This window comes from Nitrosomonadales bacterium (assembly GCA_016716325.1).
GTDB lineage: Bacteria > Pseudomonadota > Gammaproteobacteria > Burkholderiales > Gallionellaceae > Gallionella.
Map to the genome: position 1 here is coordinate 317,377 of JADJWO010000001.1, position 15,949 is coordinate 333,325.

19 protein-coding genes are annotated in these 15,949 nt (G+C 59.6%); 4 read left to right on the plus strand and 15 right to left on the minus strand.

Annotated elements, in window-relative coordinates:
- Positions 1–28 precede the first annotated feature (28 nt).
- The gene (locus IPM27_01460) at positions 29–760 is read left to right on the plus strand and encodes a transposase (protein ID MBK9160235.1); all 732 of its coding nucleotides are present in this window, start codon (positions 29–31) and stop codon (positions 758–760) included.
- 116 nt (positions 761–876) lie between these two features.
- Here IPM27_01460 and IPM27_01465 read toward each other — a convergent pair whose 3' ends face one another.
- The 15 genes from IPM27_01465 to IPM27_01535 form a co-directional block, all read right to left on the minus strand.
- The gene (locus IPM27_01465; protein ID MBK9160236.1) at positions 877–1,275 is read right to left on the minus strand and encodes a putative toxin-antitoxin system toxin component, PIN family; all 399 of its coding nucleotides are present in this window, start codon (positions 1,273–1,275) and stop codon (positions 877–879) included.
- On the minus strand, positions 1,272–1,490 hold the full coding sequence (locus IPM27_01470) for a ribbon-helix-helix protein, CopG family (protein MBK9160237.1): 219 nt from the start codon (positions 1,488–1,490) through the stop codon (positions 1,272–1,274). Before IPM27_01470 ends, IPM27_01465 begins: the two co-directional genes overlap by 4 nt.
- 423 nt (positions 1,491–1,913) lie before the next feature.
- Positions 1,914–2,429 carry a ferritin family protein gene (locus tag IPM27_01475; GenBank protein MBK9160238.1) on the minus strand — a complete coding sequence of 172 codons (516 nt, stop codon included), beginning with the start codon at positions 2,427–2,429 and terminating at the stop codon, positions 1,914–1,916.
- The gene (locus IPM27_01480) at positions 2,426–4,225 is read right to left on the minus strand and encodes an FAD-dependent oxidoreductase (protein ID MBK9160239.1); all 1,800 of its coding nucleotides are present in this window, start codon (positions 4,223–4,225) and stop codon (positions 2,426–2,428) included. The genes IPM27_01475 and IPM27_01480 overlap by 4 nt, the downstream gene beginning before the upstream one ends.
- A gap of 2 nt (positions 4,226–4,227) precedes the next feature.
- Positions 4,228–5,403: an NADH-quinone oxidoreductase subunit D gene (locus IPM27_01485; GenBank protein ID MBK9160240.1), complete on the minus strand. Its 1,176-nt coding sequence runs from the start codon at positions 5,401–5,403 to the stop codon at positions 4,228–4,230.
- The gene (locus IPM27_01490; protein MBK9160241.1) at positions 5,400–5,933 is read right to left on the minus strand and encodes an NADH-quinone oxidoreductase subunit C; all 534 of its coding nucleotides are present in this window, start codon (positions 5,931–5,933) and stop codon (positions 5,400–5,402) included. The genes IPM27_01485 and IPM27_01490 overlap by 4 nt, the downstream gene beginning before the upstream one ends.
- A 9-nt stretch (positions 5,934–5,942) precedes the next feature.
- Positions 5,943–6,584 carry an NADH-quinone oxidoreductase subunit NuoB gene (gene nuoB / locus IPM27_01495; GenBank protein MBK9160242.1) on the minus strand — a complete coding sequence of 214 codons (642 nt, stop codon included), beginning with the start codon at positions 6,582–6,584 and terminating at the stop codon, positions 5,943–5,945.
- A gap of 6 nt (positions 6,585–6,590) precedes the next feature.
- Positions 6,591–7,496 (minus strand): NADH-quinone oxidoreductase subunit H, encoded by a 906-nt coding sequence (locus IPM27_01500; protein MBK9160243.1) that lies wholly within the window; start codon positions 7,494–7,496, stop codon positions 6,591–6,593.
- A gap of 2 nt (positions 7,497–7,498) precedes the next feature.
- On the minus strand, positions 7,499–10,636 hold the full coding sequence (locus tag IPM27_01505) for an NADH-quinone oxidoreductase subunit F (GenBank protein MBK9160244.1): 3,138 nt from the start codon (positions 10,634–10,636) through the stop codon (positions 7,499–7,501).
- Positions 10,630–10,986, minus strand: coding sequence for a cation:proton antiporter subunit C (locus IPM27_01510; protein MBK9160245.1), 357 nt, complete (start codon positions 10,984–10,986; stop codon positions 10,630–10,632). The genes IPM27_01505 and IPM27_01510 overlap by 7 nt, the downstream gene beginning before the upstream one ends.
- Positions 10,986–11,684 (minus strand): Na(+)/H(+) antiporter subunit B, encoded by a 699-nt coding sequence (locus IPM27_01515; GenBank protein ID MBK9160246.1) that lies wholly within the window; start codon positions 11,682–11,684, stop codon positions 10,986–10,988. The genes IPM27_01510 and IPM27_01515 overlap by 1 nt, the downstream gene beginning before the upstream one ends.
- The gene (locus IPM27_01520) at positions 11,677–11,970 is read right to left on the minus strand and encodes a DUF4040 domain-containing protein (GenBank protein ID MBK9160247.1); all 294 of its coding nucleotides are present in this window, start codon (positions 11,968–11,970) and stop codon (positions 11,677–11,679) included. Before IPM27_01520 ends, IPM27_01515 begins: the two co-directional genes overlap by 8 nt.
- Positions 11,967–12,305 (minus strand): Na+/H+ antiporter subunit G, encoded by a 339-nt coding sequence (locus tag IPM27_01525; GenBank protein ID MBK9160248.1) that lies wholly within the window; start codon positions 12,303–12,305, stop codon positions 11,967–11,969. The genes IPM27_01520 and IPM27_01525 overlap by 4 nt, the downstream gene beginning before the upstream one ends.
- Complete coding sequence (locus IPM27_01530; GenBank protein MBK9160249.1) at positions 12,305–12,565, minus strand: cation:proton antiporter; 261 nt, start codon at positions 12,563–12,565, stop codon at positions 12,305–12,307. Before IPM27_01530 ends, IPM27_01525 begins: the two co-directional genes overlap by 1 nt.
- On the minus strand, positions 12,558–13,058 hold the full coding sequence (locus IPM27_01535; GenBank protein ID MBK9160250.1) for a Na+/H+ antiporter subunit E: 501 nt from the start codon (positions 13,056–13,058) through the stop codon (positions 12,558–12,560). Before IPM27_01535 ends, IPM27_01530 begins: the two co-directional genes overlap by 8 nt.
- Positions 13,059–13,500: 442 nt before the next feature.
- Here IPM27_01535 and surE point away from each other — a divergent pair, with 442 nt between their 5' ends.
- The 3 genes from surE to IPM27_01550 are packed head-to-tail and all read left to right on the plus strand — an operon-like array spanning position 13,501 to position 15,838.
- Positions 13,501–14,244 carry a 5'/3'-nucleotidase SurE gene (surE, locus tag IPM27_01540; GenBank protein ID MBK9160251.1) on the plus strand — a complete coding sequence of 248 codons (744 nt, stop codon included), beginning with the start codon at positions 13,501–13,503 and terminating at the stop codon, positions 14,242–14,244.
- On the plus strand, positions 14,241–14,897 hold the full coding sequence (locus IPM27_01545; protein ID MBK9160252.1) for a protein-L-isoaspartate(D-aspartate) O-methyltransferase: 657 nt from the start codon (positions 14,241–14,243) through the stop codon (positions 14,895–14,897). Before surE ends, IPM27_01545 begins: the two co-directional genes overlap by 4 nt.
- The gene (locus IPM27_01550; GenBank protein ID MBK9160253.1) at positions 14,894–15,838 is read left to right on the plus strand and encodes a peptidoglycan DD-metalloendopeptidase family protein; all 945 of its coding nucleotides are present in this window, start codon (positions 14,894–14,896) and stop codon (positions 15,836–15,838) included. Before IPM27_01545 ends, IPM27_01550 begins: the two co-directional genes overlap by 4 nt.
- Positions 15,839–15,949: the final 111 nt, after the last annotated feature.

Here is a 15,949-nt window from a genome sequence, read left to right on the forward strand (position 1 = left end):
TCAGCATCACAATACTTTCTAAACAGCCATGCCACGTCGCCCGCGCATTAAGTTAGCCGATGTACCGCAGCACGTCGTGCAGCGCGGAATCAATCGCGAGCCGTGCTTCTTTGCCGAGGAGGACTATCACTGTTACCTCCACTGGCTAAAGAAATCGGCTGCCGATTGGCACTGTGCCATTCACGCCTATGTGCTGATGACCAACCATGTGCATTTGCTGCTGACTTCGGAAAAGCCGGACGGGATTGCCAAGCTGATGCAATCCATCGGGCGACGCTACGTGCAATACATCAACCGCAGCTATCACCGCACAGGCAGCTTGTGGGAAGGGCGATTCAAATCCGGTCTGGTCCAGGTAGAAGAATATCTGCTGACCTGTATGCGCTACATCGAACTCAATCCGGTGCGCGCAAACATGGTGAATGACCCGGCGCAGTATCGCTGGTCAAGCTATCGGCACAACGGTTTGGGGCAGGTGGATGAACGCATCGCGCCGCACCCGCTATACCTTGAGTTGGGAAAGAATGAAGGTGACAGGCTGGCTGCCTATCGCGCGCTGTTTCGCAGTGAACTGGATGATGAGGCATTAGCAGACATACGCCTCGCACTGGCACAGGGTCAGCCGCTGGGGAGTGAGCGGTTCAGCGAGATGATGTGTGCTGCTGTTGGCGTGAGGCGTGCGCAAAGAAGGCCGGGTAGGCCGATAGTCAAGCACGAGCAGAGTGAGCAAATTGAGGATCAATCTGATTTTGGATTTTGAACAGGAGACGAGAAATGCAAAAACAGAATGCAAAGCTGAGCCCTTTAACTGCTTTAACTGATATCGACACGATGGCAGGCGGTGCGGGCAACGACCGCTTTTCAACTAAAACGGCTTTAGTTGCCCAATTTCTCCCAGCACACTCTAGGCGAAATAATGGGCAGATCATCCACCACTTTAAGTCCCAGCAGCTCGGCATCACCCGTGACAAAATAATCCACGTCAACCTGCAATGCACAGGCAATAATCCACGGATCATCCACGTCACGAATCGGCAGCACAGGTGCAGCGGCTTGGGCCGGAATCACCCGCAACAACCGCAACTCGGCCTCGACTTTAATCAGCAACTCGCTCTTAGCGCGAAACTTGCGCTGCAAAATATCCAGCACCTCCATAATCACGGGTTCGCCGATCACCACCTCATGCTCGGTCAACAACCGCTCATACAAATCCGCACACAGCCCGCGTGTCGCCAATGCACTGACCACCACGTTGGTGTCCAAAAACACTTTCACGAAATAGCCTTAAACACATCTTCGTCGGTTAAAAATCCACTCTGTTCGGCGAGCGGCATGACCTCATTACGCACTGAGCGAAACCGCGTCAAGGCTAGTTGGCGGCGCAGTGCCTCGCGCACAATATCGCCTTTGGGGCGGTGTGCAGCCAAGGCCGCCTGCGTAAGTTCACGTTCCAGCGCATCATCAATACGAATACTTAACGTAGCACTCATGGCAACCTCCAGATTAAGTGTGCTTAATTGTAACACGGTGAATAACTCCGGGCGAAGCGACTATGTTTTTTTGGGGAAGACCCCTGCGGTCTTGCTCGGCGGCGATGCTACAAATGATTCTGAATGGAGGAACGCAGCATGAGAACCCATCAACTGTGGCTGAAGCAAATTACCACGATTAGCCGACATTCCGCAGCACGTCGTGCAGCGCGGAATCAATCGCGAGCCGTGTTTTTTCGCCGAGGAGGATTACCACTGCTACCTCCACTGGTTGCACAAACTAAAGGGGTCAGCATGAGCTAACCCCTTTAATTCAATGGTTGAATTCTCAACCGAAAGAGAAACAGGCGGCATGGCCCCCCGCCTGTTGGAGGACAAAAAACCGGGGGGAGGTCATTTCAGGTTTGAAACTATCCGGTTGGGCTATACGCCACCGCCACGGTGCACAGTGGCGTAATAGATTTTTTCCAGCTCCAGCTTGTGCTTGGTCTCTTCGCTGGCAAGATACTGGAACAGATCGCGGATCGGGCCGGGCGGCGTGGTTTCCGCCAACTCGCCGTAATGCATCATCGCGGCATGTTCGCGCCCCATCGCATATTGCAGCACGGCCTGGTCGTCCGGTTGTTCGCCCAGGTTGGGCAGATGCAGGCAATCCGAAAACTTGCTGTCACTGGCGGGGCGTTCGATCTCGACCTTGACCTGTTCGGCGATGTCGGCACGTTGAGACATCGCGCTGAACAGGTCGAAGTGAACCTGCTCTTCCGCCGCCAGTTCCTCGACCAGATAGCGGATGCGCTTGCTCACCTTGGGAATCATCGAACTGTAGAAGTCGCGGGCACTTTTCTCGAACCCGGTCGCCACTTCCAGGATTTCCCGCAATGTCGTCTTGCCGCGCAAGCGCTCGATGCCGTGCGCGGTTCCTTCTCCGGTTTGCGTCATGTCGTTTGCTCCTTGATGGTGATCGCTTCATGGATGCTGGCTGCGACGCGGTGACCGTCGGCTACGGCTGTCACGACATCCGGGCCGCGTACCATGTCACCGGCTGCCCACAGCCAGTGTTCGCTGGTGCGCCCGCCCGCATCGATCTGCAAGCGGCCGCGATTCCAGGCCAGTTGTTCGGTCAGTGCATCACCCAGCAGGCTGGCATCGGTCATCTGGCCGATGGCCTCGACCACCATTGATCCCGCGTGGAACTGCTCATCGCTCTCATCATAGCTGGGTGCGAAGCGGCCCTGTTCGTCGAAGATGGCCTTGACGCGCCAGGTTCGCAGTCCCGTGACCCTGTCATTTTCCACGACCACTTGCTGCGGGCCGCGCGCGTCGAGGATGACGACACCTTCTTCGCCGGCTTCCTTGACCTCGTCCGGATCGGCGAGGAAGTGGGCACGATCCTCGAGTGCGGTCAGCGTCACCTGCACCTGGCCGTAAGCCTTCTTCTGCAAACGGGCCAGTGTGCGTGCGATGTCCATCGCGACGTTGCCGCCACCGATCACCACCGCCTGGCGCGGCGTGCCGAAGTCTTCACCGGCGGTGGCCTGACGCAGCAAGTCGACGGCCTTGCGCACATCGGCATGTTCGCTACCCGGGGTGCGCGTGGCACGGCCGAGTTGCAGGCCGAGGGCGAGCAGCACCGCGTCGTGGGTGTTGTGCAGTTCGTCCAGCGTGATGTCCCGACCGATACGCACATTGCAACGGATATCCACACCAAGCGAGCGGATCACATCGATATCCTGATCGATGCGTGCATACGGCAGCCGGTATTCGGGAATACCCCAGCGTGTCATCCCGCCCGGTTTATCCAGTGCCTCGAAGACCGTGACGCTGTGTCCCAGTTTGGCCAGATCGAAGGCGGCAGTGAGGCCGGCCGGTCCGGCGCCGATGATGGCGATCTTCCTGCCGGTGTTGGCTTCGGGTTTGCCGACGACCGTGCGGATCTGCTCGGGGGTGACCTGATCCATGATGTGGCGCTTGAGCCAGCGGATGGCGATGGGGTCGCCTTCGTGGCGCGAGGCACAGGTGGTTTCGCACTTGTGCGTGCAGACGCTGCCGCAGACGCCCGAGAATGGATTGGTGTCGTAAAGCAGTTCGACCCCGCGCAAATAGTCGCCGTCGCGCACGGCAGCGATGTAGTCGGGGATCGCCATGTGGGTCGGACAGGTGGCGACACACAGGCCGCAGGCGACGCAACGGTCGGCTTCCAGTCGTGCCTGTTCGATGGAGTAGCCTTCGACGATCTCGGCAAACGATTCGATGCGTGTCTCGGGTTCCATCTCGCCCATGTCCACGCGCGCTTCCGCCATCAGACGATGGCCTTCGGGACGGTAGTAGCCCAGTTCGGCGTTGTCCCAGTCCTTTTTGTCCACGCCCGGCGTGAAGCGGTAGGCATCGGGATCGCTCTCCACCCAGGTATAGGCATTGGACATGGTGAGCGACTTGGTCATGCAGACGTCGACGCACAGCGCGCACCAGCAGCAACGGCCGTAGTCGATGCGCGGACGCAGACCCGAATCGCCCTGTTTCGTCGGGATGCCCTCGACTGGAACCATGTCGATGGCGCCGTTCTGGCAGATCGTCTCGCAGGTGCCGCAACCGATGCACTTCTCGATGTCGTTCTGGTGGAAACCGCGATAGCGCGGCGCGCCGGGCCGGTCGTTGATCGGATCGAGGATCGTCACCGGATCGCGGAACAGGTTCTTCCACGCGGTAAAAGGGGAAAGGACGTCACGTACACTCATGGCTATCTCTCAATCTCCGGCGGATAGGTGTGCAACGACACCATCAGCGCGGCGACATCGGCAATATTCAGGTTCACGATCATCCGTTCCAGCAACGCCATGGCGTGGGTGTAGGAAGGCCCGCGCACATTGACGCGGCGCGGATAACCGCTGCCGTCGGTGACCAGGTAGTAGCCGTACTCGCCGCGCGAACATTCGCCGCGGATATAGGTTTCGCCGCGCGGGATCTTCCAGTGCAGCACGTTCGGGACGGTGGCCATCAGCGGGCCGCTGCGCGGCATTTTGGCAAGGATCTGGCGCACCAGATCGACGGACACCAAGACATCGCGGCGGCGCACATCGGCACGGGTATAGATGTCGGAGTCATGACCGATCACCGGCTCGAAATCGAGCTGTGGATAGACAAGGTAGGGCTGATCCTTGCGCACATCCTTGGCCACGCCGGCGGCACGCGCATTCGGCCCGGTGACACCGTACGACTCCAGCCACGACGGATCGATGACACCCACGCCGATGGTGCGTTTCTTGAACACGGCGTTGCAGAACATCACCTCGTAGACATCCTGCATCGTGCTTTCGATCTCGCGCAGGGTCTCTTCCATGCGTTTCTCGAAGCCGTCTGGCAGACCGTCGCGGACGCCGCCGGGCAGGATGAACATGTGGTAGATACGCGCGCCGGTGAGCTCCTCGAAGCGGTCGAGCATCAGGTCGCGGACGTAGGTGGTCCATTGGCCGATGACGCCCAATCCCAGGGCACCGGCCTGACCGCCGAGGTACATCATGTAGCTGTTGATGCGCCCCATCTCGAGGATCAGGGTGCGTATCCAGTCGGCGCGCTCCGGCGACTGGATACCGGCAAGTTCCTCGACAGCGGCGGCATAGCAGTATTCGTTGAAATCCGGCTCGGGCACGCAGATGCGGCAGACGATGGGGAAGCACTGGATGAAGGTGCGGCGCTCCATCAGTTTCTCGAAACCGCGGTGCAGGTAGCCGACGTGGGTCTTGCCTTCCACCACTTCGTCGCCACAGACGGTGAGTTCCACCGACATGTTGCCGGTGATGCCGGGATGGTTCGGTCCCTGCCAGAGTTTCAGGTACTTGCCCGAGGTCAGGTCGATGTCGAGCGTGCCGTCGGCTTTGCGGGCGGGGTACTGGCTGCGGTCTGGAACGTAGCTCATGTTGTTCCGTCCGGGTAGAGTTGCTGTTTCATGTGCTGTGCCGGGTCGCGGGTCTCGCGTCCCGGACGCTGCCTGTAGTTTTCATCTGAATATTTCAGGGTGTCGAAGTCGCGCCGGTACGGCGGGATATCGTTCCAGCCCTCCAGGATGAATTCCTCCTCGATGCGCGGACTGCCGGGAAAGTCGATGCCGAACATCTCGCGCAGTTCGCGCTGATAGGTGGCCGCGGTGGGCCATATCTCATGGATGCTGTGCATTGTCGCGGCATCGCGCGGGATCATCACCCGCACGCCGATGTCGTAGGCCTTGCCCCGATTCGACAGCAGATAGGTGAGCTGGAACTGCCCTTCCTCCAGCCAGTCGACGGCGGTCAGCAGGATGAGATGGCTAAAGCCTTCATGATCGCGCAGATGCAGCAATAACGACCTGAGGTGTTCCTGCGGCACGGTGACAAAAGACAGATCAGGCCGCTGTTCGGTCAGCTCGCCGAGCGGAAACAGGTTCTTGAGTCTGGTGTGGAGTTCGTTCATCTTCGATATCTACCAGTTGTAATCCGGCATGTCCCAGTCGTGGATCACCCGTTTCTGGTTTTCCTTGTACCAGGCGAAATTCTCGGCATACAGATTGGCGCCTTCGGCCTTGCCGGCACGGATGAGCTTCTTCATGTCCTGAAAACCTGCCAGCAGCGCTTCCGGGCGCGGCATGCAGCCGGCGATATAAAGATCGACCGGCAGGTAATCGTCCAGACGCTTGATGGTGTTGTAGGAATCCCAGTACATGCCGCCGTTGATGGTACAGGAGCCGAGGCCGATCACGTATTTCGGACTCTGCATCTGCTCGTACGAGCGGATCGCGCGCTTGAGCGTCTTGGTCGACAGGTAACCGGAGATGATGAGCAGGTTGGCCTGGCGCGGCGTGGGCCGCCACTGCACACCGTAGCGATAGGCATCGAAGCGCGGCGTCATCAGCGGCCGCATCTCGATGGCGCCGCAGCCGGTGCCGAAGCCGAGTATCCAGATCGATTCGGAGCGCGCCCAGTTGAACATGTCTTCGACGATCTTGCTGTACGCCGCCGGCATGACGGTGGGTGCTGCTTCGCAGTAGTAGTCGCGCAATGGCTCGACTTCGAATTCGACTCCGTCGGGTCCTTTGACAACGCGTATTTTGAGTTCTTCCTTCATGTCATCTCATATCCATACGATTGAAAGAATGCCCAGCGGGACCGCCCAGATCAGGAACCAGCGTATCGACTGCTCGACACGGAAACGCGGGAATACCACGCCGACGAAGGCAGACCACAGATAGATCAGGAATACCTTGAAGAAGAAGACAGGCCAATTGTCCGCACCGCCGAAGAACAGGTTCATGTAGATCACGATCTTGGCTATCGGGAAGATCGCGCGGTTGGTCTGCATCAGTGCGAGGTATGAGGAGTGATACTCGGTCGGCGGCCCGATCGGTATCTCCTGCGGCGCGATCACCACATCAAAGGGCGGACGCATCATCGAGCCGAGGAAACCCAGCATCGCTGCCGCAACCGCCAGCGGGTTGGTGAACAGTGTCCAGTTCAGCATGCCGCCCTGTTGCGCTGCGACGATGTCCGTCACGGACAGGGTCTGATACTGGAGTGCAACGGAGAACACCGCGAGCGCGAACGGCAGTTCTGCGGTGGTCACCTGAGATAACCCGCGCGTGATGCCGATGGCGGCATGGGGATGACCGCTTTCACCGGCGCCGAGCGCCATGCCGAGCGTGCCAAAGAACACGAAATACAGCGCGAGGATCAGGTCGCCGGCAAACGACAGGTTCGAGAACATGTACGAACCGTAGATGGTGGGCACGAACAGCAACAGGCCGACCCCGCCGGACAACCGGAACACCGGGCCGAGGTAGAACATCGCGCCATGCGTGATCGACGAGCGCAGGCCGTAGTTCTTGATCATGTCGACATAGTTCTGCCAGATCGGGATGCCGTAGCGTCTGCCTGCCCGTGCGCCGATCTTCTGGATCAGTGCGCCGAGCAGAAAGCCGTAATTGACAACGATGAACAGCGTCAGCAAGGCATAGGGGATTTTCATCCAGTCGAACTGCATGCTCAGGCTCCCATCTTCAACAAATAGACGATGACGACAAACGCGAGGAAGTGGAAGGCATAGCTTTGCCCATTGCCGTCATAGAGTCGCCGCGTCAGATCCGCCACCGTGTGCAGCAGATTGGTCTGTAACTCCCAGAAGCGCGTGGCGTAGGGTTGCACGAGGAAACCCAGCGCCTTGCGATAGGGGGCGAAGAAGTTCCACGCAAAGTGGGTGGTCTCCGGCCGGAAGGGACGTTCTGCCGCATACACGATATTGAACTGTTTGACCTTCTGCGCCCGCCGGTTCACGAACAGCAGCCAGGCGAACAGCGTGCCGAAGATCACGCAGACGGTGATCATGATGGCGACCGGATTCCAGTAGCCGTAGGCGCTGGTGATTTCGGCGCTTGCCCAGCCCAGTCCGCCTTCGGGGAAGAACTGGTTGAGATAGGTATCGACGTGGCGCAGCGCAAGACCCGGAACGACCGCAAAGACCATCAGCAGGCCGACGAAGATCATCTGCGGCAGGATGATCCAGAACGGCGCTTCCTTGATTTTCCGGTGCTCGTCCTTCAACTGCCCCAGGAAGATGGTGTGGATCAGGCGGAACAGGTAAAGGAAGGCGATCGGTCCGGCGAAGAAGATGATGATCATCGGCAGGCGATAGTCGGTGGACAGGATGGCGTTATAGAAGATCCAGCGCCCGCCGAAGCCCGACAGTGGCGGCACACCCGACACGGCGATGATGCCGATGAGGGTTGCGATGAATGACAGCGGCATCAGCGTGATCAGGCCGCCCATGCGGTACATGTCGCGCGTGCCGGTACGTTTGGCGACACCGCCTGCCGACAGGAACAGCATCGATTTGTAGATGTAGTGGTTGATGACGAACATCAGCGCCATCAGCCAGCCGAGATGGTTCATCAGTGCCAGGCCGAACAGGGCATAGCCCATCTGTCCGATGGAAGAGTAGGCGAGCAGGCGCTTGGCGTCCTCCTCGAAGATCGCCATCAGGTTGCCCAGGAGGGCGGACAGGGCGCCAATCCAGAGCATGACATGGGTGAGTTCGACACCGTAAAGCTGCTGCTTGCCCATCGACATCAGCAACACCATCAGGCCGAACAGTCCGGCTTTGAGCAGGATGCCGGATACCATCGGCGACACGTCGGTCTCGGCCTCGCCATGCGCACCCGGCAGCCAGATGTGCAGTCCGATCGCGGCGGTCTTGGTCATGAAGCCGACCGCGAGCAGCAGGAACACCCAGGGTGCGACGGGGGCGACCAGTTGGCCGAGCGAGGCGATATCAAACTGTGGTGCGCCCTGTGCCGCCAGCGCGAAACCGGTGAGTATCAGGAAGGCGCCGCCGAGCGAGAAGATGATGTAGGAAAGTGCGTGCGGCTCGGAGCGTTTGCCGCGCAGGATGAGGAAATACGAACCCAGCGTCAGCAACTCCCACGCCGCGAAGAAACTGAAGGTGTCGGTGGCGAGGATGAGCATCGTGAGTCCGGCGTACATCAACATTGCCGAGGGATAGAAGCCGATGCGCCGGCCATGTGCATCGTAACTTGCCAGGAAAATGATCGCCCCGCCGATCAGGAAGATGATGGCGAAGATCAGACGCAGCGGATCGTATTCCGTGTAAGTGAGGAAAAAGAAGCTGACCATCCCGGCGATGGCGAGCGTGTTCTTTATCCAGGCGGGTAGCCAGTCCAGCAGCAGGAAGCCGAGTGCGAACAGCAGCGGTAGCGAGAGCAGCAGGTTGCTGCGGCCAAAGTGGTCGCCGGACAGGTCGCCCCAGACAAAACCGAGTGCCCAGCCGCCGATGACTGCGGCCATGATAGGCGCGATATGGAACGGTGTGCAGGAAACCGGCTGGGCTGGCGGTTCGCGCTTGATGATGTAGCCGAACCAGCGGAACAGGTAACCCGCCTCGAGCAGCGCGCCGGTCAGGATCAGTGCGAGCAGCGCGAGCCGGCCTTCGCCGGCAAGCATGTGCACCAGTTCCCACTTGGCGTAAAAGCCGGGGAAAGGCGGCAGGCCGCTGAGCATGGCCATGAAGGTAACGAAAGCGAAGATGAGCAACGGGCGCCCGCGGAGTGCGGCCCAATCGGGAAGCTCGCGCCCGGCGATCAGGCCTGACAGCCAGTACAGCCCCGCCTTGGCGATGGCGTGCGAGAACAACAGGCCACCGGCGATGAAGAGTGTACTGTCGCCAAGGATGTCGCGCTGGCCGAGTACGGCCAGGATCAGGCCGGTTTGCGCGATCGAGGAATAACCGAGCAAGCGCCGGTCATTGGTCTGCGGTAACGCAAGAAGATTGGCGGCGATGAAGGTGGCGATGCCGATACCGGTTGCCATCGGCAGCCATTCGGCGCCGCCGATGAGTAGCAGTTTGTCGACGGCGAAGAGCGCAGCGGTGCCGGTTGCGGCGGAGAAAATGGCCGAGAAGGCGGGATGCGCCGATTCATAGATATCGAGTGCCCAGCCGTTGGCCGGGAAGGGCTTCAGTTCGGCAACGACAGCGATGAAGAGCAGGAAAAAGGCGACGGATCCGCCTGCCTTCAGGCTCAGCGTAGCGCCGGCCATGCCGTCGATGTTCAGTGTTCCGGTAGCGTGGTAGGCGAAGATGATGCCGATCAGGAAGAACACCGACAGTATCTGCGAGACGACGAGGTATTTGAATCCCGCCGCCAATGCCCGGCCGTCTTCGGAAAGCAGCATCAGGCCGGCGACCGAGATGACTGCAAGTTCGAAGAATACGAACAGGTTGAAGATATCGCGGGTGAGGATGATGCCGCCCAGCGCCATGACCGCGATGAGCAGCACCGCCATCGCGCGCCGTCCTTGCGCGAACAGCGCATCTTTAAGGTATAGGGCGGAGAGCAGGCCGGTCAGGTTGACGAGCAGCGTCAGTGCCGCTTCGGGCAGGCCCATGCGCAGGTTGATCGCAAAGGGCGGTGCGGTGCCGGCAGTGAGGATATCGACTGGCGCGCCATTATCGCAGACGAACGTCCAGACCCACCCGGCCGAAACCAGGCTCATGAAGCCCAGGGCGGCCAGAGTGATCGTGTAGGCGGCGGCACGCCGTGCCGGGTTCAGGAATCCCAGCAGGAAAGCAGCAGCAAGTGCCGCGACGATGATATAGAGCGGGCTCACCATTTAAGCTCCGTGTGCTGTGCGATATCGAGCGTACCTTTGCGCTCGTAGAGCTTGTAGGCGTAAGTGAGCATCAATGCCGTCACGCCGACGCCGATGACGATGGCGGTAAGCACCAGTGCCTGCGGTACCGGGTCGATGATGCGGGTGACAGCCTCGGCTGCCGAAACCGTGGAATCCAGGATCGGCGCAGTACGACCGTGCATGTAACCGATGGCGACGATGACGATATTGACGCCGGTATCGGCGATGGTGAAGGCGATGATCATGCGCAACAGGTTACGGTTGGTCAGTGCGCCATAAAAACCGATGAGGATCAGGAGGAAGCCGGTTGCCATTGCGATATAGGCCATCAAGGTTCCTCCGTTTCGGACAGGCTGGCGAGCATCGAGGAGAACTCGGCGCCGACCTTGAGGCCGATGAGTGTATAGATCAGCGGTATCGCGCCGGCCGAAACGAGGCTGCCCAAGGCACCGGTCGGCAGGATACGGTTGTCGAGAAAGCCTCCCGCCAGAAAAATGCCCAGCACACCGAGTGCGACATAGCTGAGACCCGAGAATGATTCCAGGGTGGCGATCAATGAATGACTGAAACGCTTGGCCGGATCGACCAGCAGCATCAGGAGTATGCCCGAAGCCAGGATGGCGCCGCCCTGAAAGCCGCCACCGGGAGTCAGATGTCCGTTCACGAAGACATAGGCACCCAGCAGCATGATGAGGGGCACGAGGAAGAGGCTGCCGGTAGTCAGTAATTCCCCGACGGGAACCGGGACGCGTTGTGCGCTGCCCGATTTCCGGCCGAGTGCCAGTACCAGGCCGACGATAGTGGAAGCGAGGAACAGGACAGTGACTTCACCGAGGGTATCAAGACCGCGATAGGTGACGATGATGGCGGTGACGATATTGGCCGCACCGATGTCGCTGGCGGTATGTTCGGCATAGTAGCGGGCAGTGAGGTTCAGGTTCGTATCGGGTTCGTATGTGAACAGCAGACTGGCGAAGATCGTGCCGATGCCGGCGAGAAACAGGAGAGCGATGAAGCGCTTAATCATATTCCCCTCCGCTATGACTGGTGCCAGATTGGGCACTGGCCCGGATGCGGGCCAGCACGAAGAAGAACAGGAAAGTGGTGAGTCCGCTGCCGATGGCCGCTTCCGTCATCGCGACATCGGGCGCAGCCAGGATCAGGAAAAGTACAGAGGCAAACAGACTGACCAGGCCGGCGGCGAGAATGGCGATGGGCAGGCTTTGGCCATTCCGGGCATGGATGGCCACAAGTGCCGCACCGATCATCGCGGAGCAGAACACGATGCTCATTGCTGTCATCAATACAGTCATGGCTTCTCTCCGGTATCCTCGGCCAGCCGGTCGACCATCGTTTGCGGCGACTTTTCGGTGCCGATGCGGTGTGCCGCACGGGCAAGCACCTGCGATGAGAGCGGGTTGGTGAACAGGATGAACAGGCCGATGAGCAGCAATTTCAGCCCCCACGCGGGTTGCAGGCAGGCGGCGCCGGCCAGCGTCAACAGGGTTCCCAATGTCGTTGCCTTGGTGCCGGCCTGGATGCGATTGAACAGGTCGGGCATGCGCACCAGACCCAGACCGCCCAGAAGCAGGAAGGTCGCGCCGGTGACGAGCAGTAATCCGCCAAGTACGGGAAGGAGTGTACCCATTAAAGCCCCCGCTCCAGATAGCGGGCAACCACGATTACGCCGAGGAAGGACAACAATGCGTAAACAAGCGCCACATCAAGATAAATTCCTCGGCCTTCAGCCAGCGCGGCAATCACGATGCCGGTGATGGAAACGATGGTCAGGACATCGAACGCCACCACCCGGTCGGCATCCGACGGCCCCCGCAGGAAGCGGTAGAGCGCCAGCAGAAATGCCCATCCGGTCAGCGTTGCCGCCATATAAACGAGGAGGTCAGTCATACATCACCTCAAGATACCGTTCGAATCCAGCTACGATGCTGGCGGTCGCACCCTCAATATCCGGTGAATCCACAGTGACCCAGTGGATGTAGAGCCATTCGCCGGACAGCTCGACCGTCAGGGTGCCAGGCGTGAGGGTGATCGAATTGGCCAGCAGCAATCGCCCCATCTTGCTCTTCAGTCTGGTGCGTACCTTGACGATGCCCGGGTTGACCGGCAGGTCGGGCGATAACACGATGGCTGCGAGTTTGAGGTTGGACTTGACCAGCTCACTGATAAAGAAGAATACGTACATCACCGCGTAACCGAGCGCGCGCGGAGTGGGATTCAGGTCAGAAAAAACCGCAAGACCACCCCGGAAAAACCACGCAATGACGATGGAAATGGCAAGTCCAATGATAAGTACGTCATTGACGAGCGCACCGTTTAGCCAGACCCAGAACAGAATGAGCGACGCGAACAACAACAGCAGACTAGGAACTTTTTGCATCATTCAGCCAATTGTTCTTGATTTACCTGCAATGTACCGACCCTGAAATAAACAGGTCGAATACAACCATCCGTCCAATTGGCGACCACTAATTATTAAACTATTAGAACATTGTAATATTATTATTTGTTTCTGTATAGCGCTATTTCTGCTTATCCGGTCGACAGAGGCACGAACGTCCCGGATGTGCAAGGCCATGACGTGTTTCCGGGGGGGCGCTTTGGAGGGACTGATTCAAGTGACCTGTGTTGAATTTCGTGGCATTTTTGTGTTGCTCAGTAGCCGAAATGTAATGAACTATGCTCGACGCGATTCGTTGTTATTGGCGGTTTCATTTATCATGGGTTATCATCGCCCAGCTCGGAAGAGGTTCAAATCCTCTTGCCCCGACCAGACTAAAGATCAATCATCCAGCCACCTCTAATCCGATTACAAACATCCGCCGATGCGTATCCTGATCAGCAATGACGACGGTTATTTCGCGCCCGGCCTCGCCTGTCTTGCCGAGCATCTCGCAAAAGTCGCCGACATCACCGTGGTTGCGCCGGAAAGGGATCGCAGCGGTGCAAGCAATTCCCTGACGCTGGATCGTCCGCTCAAGTTGCGCCGTGCCGCGAACGGTTTCTATTATGTCAACGGCACGCCCACAGATTGCGTGCATCTGGCCGTGACCGGCATGCTCGACCACCAGCCGGACATGGTGGTGTCCGGTATCAATGCCGGTGCCAACATGGGCGACGACACCATCTATTCCGGTACGGTGGCAGCCGCGACGGAAGGTTTTCTGCTGGGTATCCCGTCCATTGCGGTTTCGCTGACCGGCAAGGATTTCATCCACTTCGAGACGGCCGCCAAGGTTGCCGCGGAACTGGCACAGCGTTTTTCCGGGCAGACACACAGCCATCCCTGGCTGCTCAACGTGAACGTGCCGGATATGCCATACAGCCATCTGCAAGGCATGGAGGTGACCCGGCTCGGCAAGCGCCACAAGGCCGAACCGGTGGTCAAGGCCAGCAACCCGCACGGCGAGACCGTGTACTGGGTCGGCGCGGCGGGCAAGGCGCAGGATGCGGGCGAGGGCACCGATTTCCATGCGCTGTCGCAACAGCGTGTCTCGCTCACCCCGCTGCAGATCGACCTGACGCAATACGCCCAGCTCGATGCGGTGCGCGGCTGGCTCGGACGATGAATACGCGGCTCAACGGTATCGGCATGACTTCGCAGCGCACCCGCATGCGCATGATCGAGCGCATGCGCGAGCAGGGCATCCGGGACGAGGCGGTGCTGGCGGCAATGTTCGAGGTGCCGCGCCACCTGTTCGTGGATGAAGCCCTGGCAAGCCGTGCCTACGACGACGTGTCGTTGCCGATCAATTTCAGGCAGACCATCTCCCAGCCTTACATCGTCGCGCGCATGACCGAAGCATTGCGTGCCGGCGGACCGCTGGGCCGTGTGCTTGAGATCGGGACCGGCTGCGGCTATCAGGCTGCGGTGCTGGCGCATGTGGCGAAAGAAGTCTATACGGTAGAGCGCATCCAGCCCCTGTATGAACGCGCCCGGAGGCAATTGCGCGATCTGAAGCTGCGCAACGTCAGCGTGCGTTATGCGGACGGTAGCGCAGGGTTGCCTGAACAGGCACCGTTCGATGGCATCATCATGACAGCCGCGGCCCCGGCACTGTCGGCAACGCTACGGGAACAGTTGGCGGTCGGTGGTAGAATGGTGCTGCCGGTCGGGGTTCAGGAACAGTGGCTGTATCTGGTCGAGCGCGATGCCAATGGTTTCCGCGAGACACGGCTGGAACCGGTGAGATTTGTACCGCTATTGATGGGGAAAGAATGAGACTGAATCGGATGTTCACATGGCTGGCGATGGCGGTGTTTCTGGCGGGCTGCGCATCGAGCGGGCATCGCGCCCCGGTCGTCGAGCGCAACACGGCCGCCAAGAAAGGGCCCGTCATGGCCGGTGCGGCACGCAGGAACATCGCGCGCGAGCAGGACTGGCGCCCGCAGGTCTATGTCGTGCAACAGGGCGATACGCTGTACAGCATCGCCTTCAACTACGGCTTCGATTATCACGAACTGGCCGAACTGAACGGCATCAAGGATCCGAGTGTCATCTCGGTCGGACAGGAGATCCGCCTGTTCCCGTCCTCCACCGCCACCATCGGACGCCCGGTGGCAGTTGAGACCAAGCCAATCGCGCCGTCGATCAAGGAACAGCCCAAACTGGTGAAGTACGCCTATAGCGAAGCGGCCCTGGCGCAGATCGACAAGGTGCAGGCAGAACCGGCCAAGCCGGCACCCGTGGCCGTTGCCAAGGCTGAGCCGCCCAAGCCGGAAATGCCGAAGCCCGCCGCCAAGCCCGTTGCGGACGGCAAATCTGCCGCCGATGACAGCGAGGACGAGGCGCTGGAATGGAGCCTGCCTGCCAAGGGCAAGGTGATCGGGGAATTTTCCGAGTCGGCCAACCGCAAGGGCATCGACATCGCCGGCAAGCGCGGCCAACCGGTCACGGCCAGCGCGCCGGGCAAGGTGGTGTATAGCGGCAGCGGCCTGCGCGGCTACGGCAAGTTGGTCATCATCAAGCACAACAAGACCTACCTCAGCGCCTATGCGCACAACGACCAGGTGCTGGTGAAGGAGGGGCAGACCGTCACGCGCGGCCAGAAGATCGCCGAAATGGGCAATACTGATGCCGATCAGGTCAAACTGCATTTCGAGGTGCGGCGCTTCGGCAAACCGGTCGATCCGGCCAAGTACCTGCCGCTCGGCAAATCTTGAGTGATCTTTAATTGACCGTCATTCCCGCGCAGGCGGGAATCCAGTCAAAGAAAAAATTCCCTTGCGCAGCAAGGACAAACTCTTCCGGAAAACTTATGGAAGTACATCAAG

Coding starts and splice junctions, on each gene's coding strand:
- IPM27_01470 (MBK9160237.1), bottom strand. CDS start 1,490: ATGAGTGCTACGTTAAGTATTCGTATTGATGATGCGCTGGAACGTGAA.
- IPM27_01545 (MBK9160252.1), top strand. CDS start 14,241: ATGAATACGCGGCTCAACGGTATCGGCATGACTTCGCAGCGCACCCGC.
- nuoB (MBK9160242.1), bottom strand. CDS start 6,584: ATGAAGGAAGAACTCAAAATACGCGTTGTCAAAGGACCCGACGGAGTC.
- IPM27_01530 (MBK9160249.1), bottom strand. CDS start 12,565: ATGACTGACCTCCTCGTTTATATGGCGGCAACGCTGACCGGATGGGCA.
- IPM27_01505 (MBK9160244.1), bottom strand. CDS start 10,636: ATGGTGAGCCCGCTCTATATCATCGTCGCGGCACTTGCTGCTGCTTTC.
- IPM27_01485 (MBK9160240.1), bottom strand. CDS start 5,403: ATGAGCTACGTTCCAGACCGCAGCCAGTACCCCGCCCGCAAAGCCGAC.
- IPM27_01480 (MBK9160239.1), bottom strand. CDS start 4,225: ATGAGTGTACGTGACGTCCTTTCCCCTTTTACCGCGTGGAAGAACCTG.
- IPM27_01490 (MBK9160241.1), bottom strand. CDS start 5,933: ATGAACGAACTCCACACCAGACTCAAGAACCTGTTTCCGCTCGGCGAG.
- IPM27_01525 (MBK9160248.1), bottom strand. CDS start 12,305: ATGGGTACACTCCTTCCCGTACTTGGCGGATTACTGCTCGTCACCGGC.
- IPM27_01460 (MBK9160235.1), top strand. CDS start 29: ATGCCACGTCGCCCGCGCATTAAGTTAGCCGATGTACCGCAGCACGTC.
- IPM27_01515 (MBK9160246.1), bottom strand. CDS start 11,684: ATGATTAAGCGCTTCATCGCTCTCCTGTTTCTCGCCGGCATCGGCACG.
- IPM27_01550 (MBK9160253.1), top strand. CDS start 14,894: ATGAGACTGAATCGGATGTTCACATGGCTGGCGATGGCGGTGTTTCTG.
- IPM27_01475 (MBK9160238.1), bottom strand. CDS start 2,429: ATGACGCAAACCGGAGAAGGAACCGCGCACGGCATCGAGCGCTTGCGC.
- IPM27_01500 (MBK9160243.1), bottom strand. CDS start 7,496: ATGCAGTTCGACTGGATGAAAATCCCCTATGCCTTGCTGACGCTGTTC.
- IPM27_01535 (MBK9160250.1), bottom strand. CDS start 13,058: ATGATGCAAAAAGTTCCTAGTCTGCTGTTGTTGTTCGCGTCGCTCATT.
- surE (MBK9160251.1), top strand. CDS start 13,501: ATGCGTATCCTGATCAGCAATGACGACGGTTATTTCGCGCCCGGCCTC.
- IPM27_01510 (MBK9160245.1), bottom strand. CDS start 10,986: ATGGCCTATATCGCAATGGCAACCGGCTTCCTCCTGATCCTCATCGGT.
- IPM27_01520 (MBK9160247.1), bottom strand. CDS start 11,970: ATGACTGTATTGATGACAGCAATGAGCATCGTGTTCTGCTCCGCGATG.